Origin of the sequence: Microcoleus sp. D3_18a_C4 (genome assembly GCF_036702415.1) — a bacterium.
In the GTDB taxonomy this organism is placed as follows: domain Bacteria; phylum Cyanobacteriota; class Cyanobacteriia; order Cyanobacteriales; family Microcoleaceae; genus Microcoleus.
The window spans coordinates 1-14,680 of record NZ_JAUBTI010000075.1; the positions used below are offsets into that span (position 1 = coordinate 1).

The 14,680-nt window shown below is 46.2% G+C and carries 8 protein-coding genes and 1 pseudogene; 6 read left to right on the top strand and 3 right to left on the bottom strand.

All coding sequences use genetic code 11. The annotated features are described in order from the left end of the window. The first annotated feature begins 611 nt into the window (after positions 1-611). On the top strand, positions 612-1,979 hold the full coding sequence (locus tag QUB16_RS24500) for a transposase (protein WP_333320144.1): 1,368 nt from the start codon (positions 612-614) through the stop codon (positions 1,977-1,979). A gap of 40 nt (positions 1,980-2,019) precedes the next feature. Continuing rightward, on the top strand, positions 2,020-5,700 hold the full coding sequence (locus QUB16_RS24505; RefSeq protein WP_333320145.1) for a CHAT domain-containing tetratricopeptide repeat protein: 3,681 nt from the start codon (positions 2,020-2,022) through the stop codon (positions 5,698-5,700). 126 nt (positions 5,701-5,826) lie between these two features. Here the strand turns inward: QUB16_RS24505 and QUB16_RS24510 are convergent, their stop codons facing one another. Then, positions 5,827-6,261 (bottom strand): CAAD domain-containing protein, encoded by a 435-nt coding sequence (locus QUB16_RS24510; RefSeq protein ID WP_333320182.1) that lies wholly within the window; start codon positions 6,259-6,261, stop codon positions 5,827-5,829. A 402-nt stretch (positions 6,262-6,663) separates the two neighbouring features. Beyond that, positions 6,664-8,106 (bottom strand): annotated as a pseudogene (gltX, locus tag QUB16_RS24515) (glutamate--tRNA ligase); the annotation flags it as partial. A gap of 299 nt (positions 8,107-8,405) precedes the next feature. Here gltX and QUB16_RS24520 point away from each other — a divergent pair. From QUB16_RS24520 to QUB16_RS24535, 4 genes are all read left to right on the top strand, one after another. After that, a complete protein-coding gene (locus tag QUB16_RS24520) occupies positions 8,406-8,954 on the top strand; it encodes a DUF393 domain-containing protein (protein WP_333320147.1) in 549 nt (182 codons plus the stop codon). A gap of 97 nt (positions 8,955-9,051) precedes the next feature. Next, on the top strand, positions 9,052-9,261 hold the full coding sequence (locus QUB16_RS24525) for a hypothetical protein (RefSeq protein WP_006632034.1): 210 nt from the start codon (positions 9,052-9,054) through the stop codon (positions 9,259-9,261). A 108-nt stretch (positions 9,262-9,369) separates the two neighbouring features. After that, the gene (locus QUB16_RS24530; RefSeq protein WP_333320148.1) at positions 9,370-9,939 is read left to right on the top strand and encodes a DNA cytosine methyltransferase; all 570 of its coding nucleotides are present in this window, start codon (positions 9,370-9,372) and stop codon (positions 9,937-9,939) included. Positions 9,940-10,004: 65 nt separating this feature from the next. Beyond that, complete coding sequence (locus QUB16_RS24535) at positions 10,005-10,817, top strand: HNH endonuclease (protein ID WP_333320150.1); 813 nt, start codon at positions 10,005-10,007, stop codon at positions 10,815-10,817. Here the strand turns inward: QUB16_RS24535 and drmA are convergent. After that, positions 10,814-14,656: a DISARM system helicase DrmA gene (gene drmA, locus QUB16_RS24540; protein ID WP_333320152.1), complete on the bottom strand. Its 3,843-nt coding sequence runs from the start codon at positions 14,654-14,656 to the stop codon at positions 10,814-10,816. The two genes, QUB16_RS24535 and drmA, sit on opposite strands and share 4 nt — an antisense overlap. Positions 14,657-14,680 lie beyond the last annotated feature (24 nt).

The window sequence follows — 14,680 nt, forward strand, 5'->3', positions numbered from 1 at the left end:
ATAATATCCCGGCCGGGCGGGTTTTTGAGATTGTCAATTATTGGCAGATATTGTTGGTGAACCCGCCCCTACCTGATGAATGGTAATCGACCGGATAGGATTTTACTCCCGGACACACTCTTCCTCAGAAACCGGGTTTCTTTCGAGATTTCTCGTTACTAAACCGAATATTTTCCCAGAAACCGGGTTTCTTAGCGTAAGTCCGATCGGAGTAAAAGTAAACCCGTCCCGCTGCAAGTCTGTCGGGGCGGGTTTGTCAATTTTAGAAATGCCTGTGAAACCCGCCGCCACAGGGTGAGGGCGCCTTTTACCGCGATTTTACTCAAGAGCCACGCGCAAAATAATACTATTAGCGATCGTAGGTGCTAGTTTCGCTATCTGCGTATCTGTTGGGACTGGTGAATCCTGGTTTAACTATTTCGCGCCCTTCCCACTAAACCGAGTACCGTTATAGTGGGAAGGGCAGGTGAGGACGATTGCATCCTCAAGTATTTTTGCGTATCGCTTTCAAGAGAGAAAATATGTAATCTTCGTCACAAAATTTTTTCGTAATGCTTTGATAATCAACTGTATATTGTGAGAGAATAGAAGAACCAAGGAGGTGATGTTGATTGCTACACCAGGCTATCCAAGTTCGTTTGTATCCTACCCAAAATCAACAAATACAAGTAGCTTCAACTTTTGGGTGTGCGCGTTGGTGGTCTAATTATGGTCTAAATAAATCAATTGAAGTTTATAAAAAAACTGGTAAAGGATTTGGCTGCTTCGGGTTCAACACACTTTTACCGACGCTCAAAAAATCCGATGGAAGTGTAGGGATAGGTAAGTATTACAGCCAATTTTGGCAAGCTAGTACGCTTGACTTAACGACTGCATACAAAAACTTTCTTGATGAATTGGCTGGGTTTGATAAGTTCCCATCTCAAGATAAAAAACCGTCATTTCAGTATCCTCAAAACGTGAAGGTTGGAGCGGGTACTAGGATTTCCCGGTATAGCGAAATAACTAAGCCCCAAATAAAGAGATATAGATTAAGTGAGGGTAAAATTGATAATTCAATTATTAGTAAAAAATATTCAGGAAAATATAGCAATCCTAAATCAGTTGTAAAAATATGTAAGGGTAGTGCTACCCCTACTCCCCGTGCCTACCCCAGCCAAGGCGGGGCAACCGGGCGTGGGTTTTGCCCCTACAAGAATTACACAAATCATTTAGGATTGCTATATTTTGCATCTATACTGACTGAAATTAAAGCTCAGAACCAGACAACAAAAGAAGGTAGGATTGCGGGCATGGATTTAGGATTGAAATACTGTGCTATTGTCCCCGATGATGAAAAAAAATCTAAATATGACTTTAATGCTAAGCATTTTGCCAAGCACGAGAAGAACTTGAAGCGCCAGCAGCAAAAGTTAACAGACCAGCAGAAAAAAAGTGCTTCTGAATACAAATATAGAAAAGCTGTGACCAAGGTAGGCGAACGGTTTAGGAATTGGTGGCAAGATTTTCTACATAAACTTAGTTATAAGTTGGTCAGCGATCGCCTCGCGGTCATAGTAGAAAAATTTTATTTCTGGGACATGATTCGCAATTCCAATTTTGCGAAAGCAATATCAGATGAGGTTTTGGAAAGTTTTACAAACTTCTTAGCCTACAAGTGGGAACGCAAAGGCGCGAACTTAGTCGAGATTGATAGAGGGGTTTCCAGTTCCAAACTTTGTTCTAATTGTTTCGATCAAATGACCGAGATGCCATTAGATATGAGGGAAGGGACTTATCCTCACTGTGCTACCGATCGCGATCGGGAGGGGAACGCAGCGATAAAGATGAAAGCAGAAGGTATCACAATACTAAAGGCGGAAGGTTCAGCCGTTTCTGCTTTAGGATGCGAGGTAAGACCAAAGCTGGGACGAAAGTCTCCGCTTTGGCACTCGCCTATGAGTACAGAAGCCCCTACTATATTCGGTACTACGATTTAGGGGTGGGTAGTTCACTTGGTTGCAGGGAAGCAGCGCTCCTATGGTTAATAGTTTGGCGGAATGCACGATGGACGAACAGCGTCGCAAAACTGATGTTAATATGCTCCAAGCGCTGCTGGAAAATCCTGGGGACTCAGGAATAGATTTGATTTTGAGGACGAGTCCAAAGTCGATCGACTTTGGGTTCGTGCAAACGCTTTATTTGGAAGAAGTGGCACTGACGCGAGAAAGCTTGCTCAAAGCTGCAAAATTTTTCCAAAAGGCGATCGCACCCTTAGAATCTGCAAAGGGCAATTCTAAACTGCCCGCAACCGGGGCAGCATATCTGGCTTTTTTAGCAGAAGTATTGCAGGCAGTGGCGCGCAGCGCTGATTCGCAGCACCTGTACTCGCTGCTGAGAAACAATTTAGACAAACTCGACCAGAATTTTGCACAACTGCTGCGCTGCTGGGCAAATTTGGTGTTTTCTGCTGCCCAAGAATCCGAGAGAAGGCGGATTGCAGCCCTGATCGGCAATCTGAGCAACAAAATTGGGCGGTTTCCCCTTGGCAGCAAGGCTAATAACTTGGAAATCGAAATTGCCGGTTACGAAACAGTTGCTAAGGTGTTTACCCGCAAAGACTTTCCCCAAGAATGGGCGGTGATGCAAAACAATCTGGGCAACGCTTACACCGATCGCCCCAGAGGTGATAAGGCTCAAAATATCGAACAGGCCATCGCTTGCTTTGAAAATGCCCTACAAGTACGCACGCCCGAACAGTACCCGGAACAGTGGGCGACGCTGCAAAATAATCTGGGCAACGCTTACAGCGAGCGTCTCAGGGGAGATCCGGCAGACAATCTAGAACACGCGATCGCCTGCTTTGAAAATGCCCTGCGAGTTCGCAGCCGCGAGGCTTTCGGGGAAGAGTGGGCGAGCACTCAAAACAATCTCGGCCGTGCTTACAGCCGCCGGCTGCGGGGCAACCGAGCCCAAAATCTGGAACTGGCAGTCGCTTGCTACCACAATGCTTTGCAAGTTTACAACCGCAAGGTGTTTCCCCGGCGTTGGGCGACAACTCAAAATAATTTGGCAAATGCTTACTGCGAGTTGCAGCAGGGCAACCGAGCTGAAAATCTCGAATACGCGGTTACGTGCTATCAGAGAGCTTTGCAGGTGCGGACTCGGGAAGCTTTTCCGCAGCAGTGGGCGACGACTCAAAGGAATTTGGGCCGGGTGTTTGTCGATCGCATCAAAGGCGATCCGGTGGAAAATTTGGAAATGGCGCTCGTCTGCTATCAAAATGCTTTACAAGTCTACACCCGCATCAAATTTCCCGAAGCTTGGGCTTCGATCCAAACTTACCTCGGTAGGATCTACAGTCGGCGGGTGAAAGGGGAAAAAGCCGAAAATATGGAAATGGCGATCGCCTGCTATCAAAATGCTTTGCTGTTTTGCAACCGCCAAAAAACTCCAGAACGTTGGGCAATGCTGTGTGCCTACCTCGGCCGCGCTTTCTGCGAACACGTGAAAGGGGAAAAAAACCGCAACCTCAAAAGCGCGATCGCCTGCTATCAAAATGCAGGGGAAGTCTACACCAGGCAGGCATATCCCAACCGCTGGGCAATGCTGCAAATTTATCTCGGCAGGGCTTATTCGCAACTGACGGAGGCGGAAAACTTGTCCCACATCGAAAGCGCGATCGGCTGCTATCAAAACGCCACCCAAGTCTACACTCGCGAAACCTATCCCCACCGCTGGGCTGAAATTTTATTTTATTTGGGTCAAGCTTACCGAGTTCGAGGCGACTTGCTTCGCGCCTACGGGGCTTTTACTGCTGCTGTCGATACTGTGGAATTCTTGCGTTGCGAAGTTGGGGTTGATACAGTCGATTTTGGCGATTCCCTACGGGATAGCTACGCTTCACGGACGAGTACCGCAAAAGTTAAATTAACCCGCACCTGGGCTGGACTCTATAAATGCCTGGTGCAAGTTTGCCTGGAACTCGGCGCCACCCAACCAGAATATTACGCTAAGGCTCTGGAATACGCCGAACGCCACAAAAATCGGAATTTGGTAGAACTGCTGGTTAAATGCCACTTGACTCCGAAAGCCGAAATTCCCGCAGGGGTGCGAAGCGAGTTGGAGTCGCTGCAACTGGAAATAGCGGGGGAACAGCAGCACCAAGAAGAGGGAGAACCCGATCCCAACACGACTTTGATTTCTGAGGGCGATAGCCAAGGTTTCAACAGCGGTTCTCTGCTGTCGAATTCGGACTTCATGCACTTAAATCAATTGTGGAAGCAGTTTGATAGGTTGATTGCGCGGGAGGTGCAGGCAAACGATCCTTTCTTCAGCCTAGCTCACAAAGTTGAACCGATCGCTTTCGAGCAAATTCGCCAATTGTTGCCTGATGACAATTGCGCTGCTGTGGTGTGGGCGAGTTTGGGGGAGTTGCTGGTTGCTTTTGTGGTGGTAAAGAGTGCACAATATCCCGCCGTTCACCTGTGTTCGTCGGAAAATGCTTTGGCTGCCGAAAGTTGGGGCCAGGAGTACCTCACGGCTTATTCTGAACAAAAAGGTCGCTGGATCAATCATCTCCCGGCTCGCCTCAAACGCTTGGCTGCGATGCTGGAAATCGATCGAGTGGTGGCGCTGATTCCCGATAATTGCGATCGGCTGATTTTTGTGCCGCACCGATTTTTGCACGCTTTGCCACTCCACGCTTTGCCTTTGGCGGGGAGAGACGGGTTTGAGGATGGTGGGGGAATTTTTAGGTCTGGGTGGAGCGATCGCAGCGGTTTTGATGGGGAAACCTACAGCCTTTCGGATTTTTCTCAAAGTTCGTCTTTTGGCGACGTTGCAGCGCCTGCTGCTTATTTGATCGATCGATTTGCCGGAGGAATTCGCTATGCTCCTAGCTGTCAGCTATTGCTGTTGAGACAAAGTGCACGCGGAGCGGCTATTGGTCGGTACAAACCCGGTTTGCAGCAGCTTTTGGCAATTCCAACTTTCACCAGAGATGCGTTCTACAGCAACATTGAAATCGGCACTATTTCCCAGTATTTTGCCAGTACAGAAGTTCTGCGCCATAAGCCGGCAATTAAAGAGGCTTTTTCCCAAGAAATGTCTGCTAATAATGGGGATTTGCCCCAGCAAATAGGGCAGTTGCCGCATAAAAAATGCGCTCACTTTGCTTGTTTGAGTTTGCTTAATTTGGCTTGGCCACTGAAATCCGCAGTGTTTTTGAGGAATGATTCTCTGAGTTTGGAGGAAATTTTTAATCTTGATTTTCGGCAATATTTTTTAGTTACTTTATCGGGTTGCGAAATTGCCGCTGGCGGAGTTAGCGGTGCTGGAGGAGATTTTGTGGGTTTGTCGGCGGGTTTGTTGTATGCTGGCACGTCTAGTGTGGTTAGCAGTCTTTGGAAGGTTAACGATGTTTCTACGCTGCTGCTGACAAGCAAGTTTTATGAAAATCTGGGACGGTTTTCTCGGTTGCAGGTGGGAGATGTGGCGATCGCCCTGGGGGACGCTCAAAGGTGGCTGCGGGATTTGACTAGCGAGGAATTGGAGGTGTTGTTGGCGGATTTTCAACCTCAAATTTCGCAAATGTTCGATCGGCTTTCTCAAAGTTATCGCCTGATTGCGGAGGCTTCTTTGCAGCAAATTCGCAACCGCAAACCTTATCCTTTTGCTAATCCTTATTATTGGGCGGCTTTTACTGCTACTGGGGTTTAGTGATTAGCATTAGTCAACAGTCAACAGTCAACAGTCAACAGTCATTAGTCATTTAAAAACCCGACACTAACAACTTATTTAAAGTTGTCAATGTCGGGCCTAAATTCAACTAATTACAGCAAAAGTTTAGGACTTTTTGCCGAAAACTTGTTCTTTCAATGCTTGAATTTCTTGACCTAATTGTTGCCGATTGGACGATCGCAGCAAATAGCGGTAGACAAACCACACGGTGTATCCGATACCAATTAGCTCGAATGTGGGTGCTAGCAGGGGGATGTCGTTGAGTTCGTCTATTACGCCCAAAAGCACTTTCAAAGAGACAATCGAGGCTACAATTACACCGACAACAGTCAGGGGACTTTTGTACTGCTCGTAAAAGCTGCCAATGTAAGCGGGAAACTCGGACAAAATTGAGATAATTTGTTCTTTGATCTGCTGGCCCTGACTCGGCGGTTCTTCGGTAATTATGACTTTTGTTGTACCGCTGGAACTGTCTGCTTCATTTCCGGCAGGAATTTCGGTGATGATAACGGTTGTTTCTGGTTCGTTTGATGAAGTCATTTCTCCACTCGCAATAGTTTTTTGCTGGTTGGCGGCAGGTATTTCAACTGCTGCTGCGACTGTTTCAAGAGCCGGTATTTCGACTGCTGCAACCTCCCCGTCGGTTGGTTCAAGAGCCGACACTTCGCCTGTTTCTGTAGTCGGTATTTCGACTGCTGTAACTTCCACTGCTGGTTCGACAGTCGGCGTTTCGACTGTTTCGATCGCAAGTTTTTCGACTTCTGAAACCTCTGCTGCTGATGGTTCAACAACCGGGGTTTCGATTGTTTCAATAGTCGGTGTTTCGACTTTTGAAACCTCCGCTGCTGACTGTTCTGTAGCAGAAGTTTCGGCGACTGTTTCTGCCTTTGGTTGTTCTGGGGTAGAATTTTCGTCCGCGACACCAACAGCCGGCAAATTCAAGTTGCTAATGGCATCAAGCAAACGGGTTTTAGCCGTTCCTCGCTGGTGAAGGATTACCCAAGATTCTATCAGGTCGGGGCCGTGCATTGCACCTGTCAGAGCGGCTCTGAGCGATCGCATAATTAGCCCTTTGTTAAGATTTTTCTCTTTACTGAGCTTTTTAGTGATTTTCTGAGCTTCCGCTGATGTCAGGGATGAATGACTTTCCATTGCTTCTACAACTGCTTGTAAAGCCTGTGCAGCCCCTGGTTGCTGCAATTGTGCGAGTGCTTCTTCTTCATATTCCACCGTGGTGGAGAAGAATACCTTACACATATCCACAGCATCAGTTAAGCGAACGAGACTCGGGCCGATTAAAGCAGCTATTTGTTCGAGCCAGGGGCGGTCTGCCTCGGAGTCAAACTCATAACCGCCTTTCTGCCACCAATAAGGTATCAGCAAATCTGTCAATTGCGGCACTGGCATTTTGTGCAGATATTGACTGTTCAGCCAATTGAGTTTATCCCAATCAAATTTTGCACCGGCTTTGTTGACTCGATAGAATGTAAATAATTCTGCTGCTTCCGACAGTGTAAATATTTCCTGCGTTGAATCCGGCGGAGTCCAACCGAGCAAAGTCATGTAATTAACTAAAGCTTCGGGCAGGTAGCCCATATCTTTGAAGTCAGAAATCGAGGTTACGCCGTCGCGTTTAGAAAGCTTTTGTCCTTGGGAGTTTAAAATCAGCGGCGTGTGGCCAAATTCTGGGATTGTCGCGCCCAAAGCTTCGTAGAGCAATATTTGTTTCGGAGTATTGCCGATGTGATCTTCGCCGCGGATGACGTGGGTGATGCCCATGTCGATGTCATCGACAACTACGGCGAGGTTGTAGAGTGGTTGGCCGATGACGCCGCCGCTGGATGCACGGGCAATCACCATATCGCCGCCGAGGTCGCTACCTTTCCAGGTTACGGTGTCGCGCACCATGTCGTTCCAAGAAATTGTGCGATCGTCGTCGATGATAAACCGAATCACAGCTTGTCGCCCTTCGCCTTCAAAAGCTGCGCGCTGTTTGCTTGTCAAGTTGCGGTGCCGGTTGTCGTAGCGGGGGGCTTGTTTGTTGGCTTTTTGTGCTTCCCGCATTTCGTCGAGTTCTTCCGACGTGGTGTAGCAGCGGTAGGCGAGTCCATTGTCGAGAAGGGTTTGGACTGCTTGGCGGTATATTTCCAGACGCTGTGACTGAAAACTCGGGCCTTCGTCCCAGTTCATACCCAGCCAGGTGAGGCCTTCGAGGATGTTATCGGTGTATTCGCTTTTAGAACGTTCTACGTCTGTGTCTTCTACCCGCAGGATGAATTTGCCGCCTTGGTTGCGGGCAAACAGCCAGTTAAATACGGCGGTTCTGGCGGTACCGATGTGTAGGTTTCCGGTGGGACTGGGGGCTAGACGGACTCTGACATTCATGTAGATTTTTGCTTTTAGATTGGGGGCGATTTGCTGGTTGGGCGAATAGCTGATGTTTAAGACTTCAAATTTTATTATATTTTGTTGCCGAATTAACAGTTGTGCTTGGCAGGTGCTTTGCCTCGAATTGCTTGATATTCGACTATCGGGCGATCGGGCGAAAGTCTCCGGCAAGGCAGGAGAGGGCATCTTGATGATAATAGCTTGCGGGTGGCCAAGACTGGATTCACCTTTGGGACTATTTTTTACACCACAAATAACTGCTTTAGGAGTACCCAAGGCGCACCTGATAACTATTGATGCTTGTAAAATGTTTGTGTGCGATCGACGACATTAAAATATATTTCCCTATGTCTGCTGCTAAAACTGAGTTTTCCGAATCTGTTGCGCCCTCCCCCGAGTCTGTTGCGCCTGCTTGGCAGATTGAGTTGCTGTATGACGGTGAATGTCCTCTTTGCGTGCGGGAGGTTAATTTCTTAAAAAAACGCGACGCGGGGCGAGGTTTAGTGTCGTTTGTGGATATTGCGGATGATGGCTACAACCCGGAGGCCCACGGCGGAATCGACTACGAAACGGCGATGGGTCGGATTCACGCGATATTACCCGACGGTACGACGGTTAAAAATGTAGAGGTTTTTCGCCGCACCTACGAGATTTTAGGTATGGGATGGGTTTATGGTGTGACTAAAGTGCCGGTTGTTGGGGCGATCGCCAATTGGCTGTACGGAATTTGGGCAGACTGGCGGCTGAAGCTGACGGGAAGGCCGGATTTAGCAACAATTATGAGCGATCGAACTGTGCGGATCGAGTGCGAAAGTCAGGGCCGCTGCCAACCCAACTCGAAATGAGTCATATTTAATAAGTGCGATCGACCTATCAGAAGATGTCAGCAGAAACAGACTACAACTAACATTAAAGATGGACTACTATTAAAGGTCAAAAAAAATGCAAGATGCAGGCTATACAGTCTTCATGGGCTTCGGTGGTCTCTGGATACTTATGGGAATTGCCGCTGTGATTTTCCTGTTCAAATCCGACGGTCAAAAACTTAGGTTTGGCAAATGGGGACTGCTAGTGGCGATTCCGATTCTCGTGCCGATCGTCCTGGTTTTGACATATCAGATCGCCCGACCCTTTATTTCCTCGCACCTTTGAGCGCTGCTGGAAGTCGATCGTAACTGCAAGCAGGAGTTTTTTTGCCAGCCTTTTCGGGTAAACTGTACCGCGTAGTAGTTAGTTTACCTAAAACACTTTCTCCATCGAATGCCTAAGCCAAGTAAACCGACAACCAAAGCTCCGACTGTACTCGATCTCTTCTGCGGTGCAGGTGGGATGAGTTTAGGTTTTCAAAATGCCGGCTGTGAGATTCTAGGAGGTATTGATAAAAATCCCCATGCCATCAGAACCCATCATAGAAACTTCCCTAACTGCCAGCTTAAGCTTGATGCCCAACCGATAGAATCTCTGATTAACTTGAGTCAACTAGATATCCAGCCGGGAGAAGTTGATATTTTAATTGGTGGGCCGCCTTGTCAAGTATTTTCATTAGTTGGCAAAGGCAAAATGAGGTCTTTAGGTAAACAGATAGAAAGCGATATTAGAAATTTTTTATACGAACAGTTCATCCGTTTTGTAGAATATTACAAACCGCTATTTTTTGTAATTGAAAATGTTAATCATCTCCGCAACCACTGGATATTCCCTACTTTGATAGGAGATTTGGAAAAAGGATTGCATAAAACAACAAATTGCAATTATCCAGGCTATAATATTAGCAAACTTTCCCAGAGCGCTTTGTATTTGACGCACTTATGCCTAGGATGTTGGAGTTAGTTGGGAATTCTGTGCCGCCTCTTTTAGCACAGGCGATCGCCGTTAAGTAGCTGAAGTAGTAATAAATGGCATTAAGAAAGCGTTGGACACGAGATGAACTCATTATCGCAATGAATTTATACTGCAAGCTACCATTTGGACAGCTAGATCGTCACACGCCAATTATTATTGAAGTAGCTCAAAAGCTGGGAAGAACCCCAAGCAGCCTATCAATGAAGCTTTGTAATTTAGCTTCATTCGATCCTGTACTGCAAGCCCGTGGCATTCAAGGCCTTCGCGGTGCAAGTAACGCGGATCGCGGCATTTGGCAAGAATTTTATACAAATTGGGAAGAACTAGGAGTTAAAAGCGAAGAACTATTACAAGAACTATTTGATAATGTAATACCTGAAGAGTATCAGCTACCCCGACAACCAAAATCTCAAAATGCCAGGGAAATCAAAATACCTAAAAGTCAGCCAACTGGCGAGACAGAAGTAGAAGCTAGTGTAAAAGCACGAATCGGACAAAGTTTTTTTCGCAAAACTATTCTAGCTAACTACAACAGCCGTTGCTGTATTACTGGTAATCCAATTCCACAACTTTTGATCGCGAGCCATATACTACCTTGGGGCGATTACCCAGAACATCGACTCGATCCTCATAATGGTTTGTGCCTTGCTCGTACTCAGGATGCAGCTTTTGATGGGGGAATGATTACATTTGATGAAGATTATCGACTGGTTCTTAGTTCATATCTTAAAAGTTTCTTGCCGGAAGATGTATTAGAGCATAACTTTGTTGCCTATCACGGGAAGCAAATGCGTTTACCTGAAAAATTTCAACCTAATCCTAACTTTCTCCGCCGTCATCGAGAAGAAATTTTCCTTGACAATTAAATTAACAGGTAGACTTGCACATTTTTTGCATACCCTTGACAAACAAGATTATTATCTTTTTCTGCGACTGCTTGCCCGCGATCGAACCCTCCTCGCACTTCGCGATCGACCTGATATTCTGGCGGGCGGCGGATTGGAAGTTGAATTTGGGATCGCCTGTTAATTACTTCATTAATCACCTCTAACTCGTTAGCTAAATTGCGAACATTTTGCATGCAAGAAGCATTGGTTTTTGCCGCCCATTCTGGTGCAACTAATTCTCCCTGAATTTCTCTCGCTTGCCGCAACAATGCCACTGCTACCGGCCCCATGCCTCGCTCTCTAGCTCTAGCTGCAAATGGTGTGACTGTAATTGGCTCAACATAGCGGTAAATTGCCCTGTGATACCCAGTAAAAAACTCGTAGTGGTCTAAGTCTCTCGGACGGCTAGCTCTAAAGAAAGTAATGACTAACCCTCCTTGAGAACGACCCACGCGACCCGTAGCTTGAATGTAGGATGAAGTGGTTTTGGGTTGACCGTTGACTATCATTAAACCCAGGCGATCGATATCAACACCTGTCCCAAACATTGATGTACTTAAAACAATATCTTTAGCTTCTGGCAATTCTTGTCCAAGGCTAGTTAATAACCCCGGCAATTCAGTAGAATCCTTACGGCTAGAAAGCTCGACTTCTTCACCTAATTCTCGTTCAGTAACTTCTCTACTACTTGCCACATACCTCAGTCTTTCAGGAATATCTTGACGGTAAAGGGTCAAAGCTCCTGCTAACTCTCTAATCGCATTGAAATAACCTACCAGCGTCCAAAAAGGATCGCAATCTGTATCATTATATTCTGCTTGTCTCAATTCCCAAATACTTTGGAGCATTGATGAATAAAGCCGAACGAGCGGAGTTTGAGCACCTTTGCCGGGAGCACAAACTCCAACATAAAGGCGACCGCTAGGATGCCGAGAGTTTGCATCAGTATCTATCGGGTGAACATTCGCTGCCGTTCTGGCAAAAAAGCTATCTGCTGCTGACAAGCTAAGAGGTGGAAATTGAAAAACACTGCGATCGAACAGGCATTGTATTTGCGATTGAGACTGCCGTACTGTTGCTGTAGAGGCAATATATTTCGGGCTGACAATTTTACCCCCACACATTTGTTCGCATAAAGTATCGACTGCTGTTTCGTAAAGCCCTACCATGCTGCCTAGTGGCCCTTCAATCAAATGCAGCTCATCTTGAAGAATTAAATCGGGCGGTAAAAGTGGATTCACATCTTTTTTTTGTTTTTGAGGAGTTTTAGGCTCAACTCCTGTATTCGCACGATAGTAACCTTCTCTGCTGCAATAGCGATTAATGTTGCCAAAAAGCGCTCCGGCTCTTGGCTCAAATGCTAAACGGGCAAATTTATCAACTGTAGCAACCAACAAAGAAGGAATTCGAGAATAAATTTGGTCATCCGCTGTAAAAGCTGATATTGGTATTTTTAAAGAGTAACAATTTTGTGAAAAAGCGTCTATTGGTTTTTCCCAAACAAAATTATTAGGAGCATCTAACAGACACCCTCTATATTGACTGTTAAATTGCAGGGGAACTTTCTCATTCCATTTTTTGTCATTGTTTAATTCGCACTTGGGGTTGGGACAGTAAATTTCAACATTTTCGATATTTTCAGCACCTTTACTTCCTATATAGACTTTCTTAAAATATCCCGATCTGCTGATTCTAAAAGCAACTAATTCAGCACCCAACAAGTGAGGCTTTACCTGATTTCTCCACCAATCGTCTAATTTTCCTGAAAAAACTCTAGCACTTGCTTTTAATTTAAAATTAATTGAGAGTGTGATGTAACCTTCAGCCGTGCTGTTGTTAGACACCGAAAAAACAGGAGCCTGTGTCATCTCTTCTAAAGGGTTCACTTGGCGAGAAAGGAATTCGGGATTCACATCACCTTTCATTACCAAATGAATAGTATGTCCCTCTTGCTTTGTACCCAAACCATCTTTCGGAACAGCCAGAATTGAGCCGCAACAAGGACAGTTAAGAATTTGAGCAGGTTCTCCCTCTGCTTTTTGACCTTTGAGGGCATCAATAGCACCAGTAATCTTGAGATGTGGCAATCCTTTGAGACTGTTGGGCGTAACACTTCCCCCAACCCACAATCCGGCAGAAAAGCGCGTAGTTCCCCAAATGTTGCTGTCTTTCCAAGTGCATTTGTTAGGTCTCCAACCGACAGGCGCAGTTGTTCCTAAATTTTCAACTCGCAAGACTTCACAGGCGACAATTAAGCCTAAAGCACGACGAAACTGTTGAATTGTTAAGAGTCTGAGGGTGTATCGAGAAATTACGCTAATACCGTGTCCGGTACGATCGCCATTAGTATCTTTCTCAGACCTCAATCTCCTCAATCCCATCGTAAAAGCAGCTAAACCCAAATAAGCCTCAGTCTTGCCGCCACCAGTAGCAAAAGCTAGTAAATCGCAAGTTCTGCGATCGGGATGCAGGGGGGTAGCAATTGCTGGAATATTCATCAAGACAAATGCAAGTTGAAACGGCCGCCACCTGAAATCCCTTCCTCTTCCCTTCCAAGATGCCTGCAAATCGATCGCTTTATTAGCCAAGCAGAAAGCCAGTCTTACTTCCTCATTTCCCACAATCAAATCAATGGCTTCTTGCATTCGCTGCAGCGCGCGATCGCAAGTTTCTAAATGTCTGTTACCAGCCCTCAGATATTTACAATCTAACTCATTAACTCTAGCTTGTTGTTGACTTATCCAGACTCCATACCCATCTACAAGAGGTTGAATAGCCTCGCGCATTGCAGTATGATTCCAAGTTTCTGCGAGTTGTGCCGTGCTGAGTTCTGGTGTCTGTCCTGTTAATTCTAAATTCCAGTCAATTTCAGGAGATTGGATGGGGTAGCAAGGGACATATTCTGTTCGACAGTCAGGCTTTACAAACTGTTGCCCTTGCTGTTCTCCATATTGAGAATCGACAACTTCCCCGTCAATCCACCGCAAGGGATTTTCTCCCTGACAAGGACGTTCGGGGTCTATTTCTTGCCATACAGCAGCGCACAAATGACCCCGTGCATAAGCTTGATACTCTCGATAAATTAGTGCTAATGACTCATCTTCTTCTTCAAGACTTCCCGGTTCGGGAACTTCCGCAGCAGGCTCGAAACTATCGAAAGGCAAAAGCTCTGTATTTTCTGCACAAACCACTCGAATTTGAGGCTGAAAAATCATGTCACTTGTCTCAAACCGTCGCTTTCCCGATTCTGCCATCGGGTCGATCAGACAAGTCTCATTAACTAAGTAAATCGATACTTTGTAAGTATTTTCACCCCGCTGTACGCTGCGAAGACTAATTCTAACCGCGTCTATTTCTGGTATTGGTGAAGGTTCTGCAACAGGAATTGGTTCTGGTGTGAGGTAGCAGTTGGGAATTCGCCTGAAGACTTGCTTGCCGCGCGGATCTTTCTCATCTTTATATCGCGCCCAAGTTGCACAAAAAACTATCTGTGGCTGATGTTCATCAGTAGCCCGAACAATAAAAGAAATCCCCATAGAACGGGGTAGAGATTTTGGGTCTAGAACTGGGGCCGAGGTTGCAACTGGTACTTCTTCCTCCGAGTCGTCATCGGCATATTCGTCTATCCCTGTCCCTAAAGTTTCAGCTTCCCCCTCAATTTCTCTGGCATCTTCATCGCTGGCATCTCTGGGGATCAGGACACCCGTGATGAATTCGTTGCGGGGTTCTTGATTGCTTGGCAGAATCTCGTAACAACACTGTCTGGGGCCAAGAATTTCTTGTCTGAGGCTCAGTAGCAGTTCTGTGCGTGCTGACACAATTTACCTTCTGATGTTGATCTA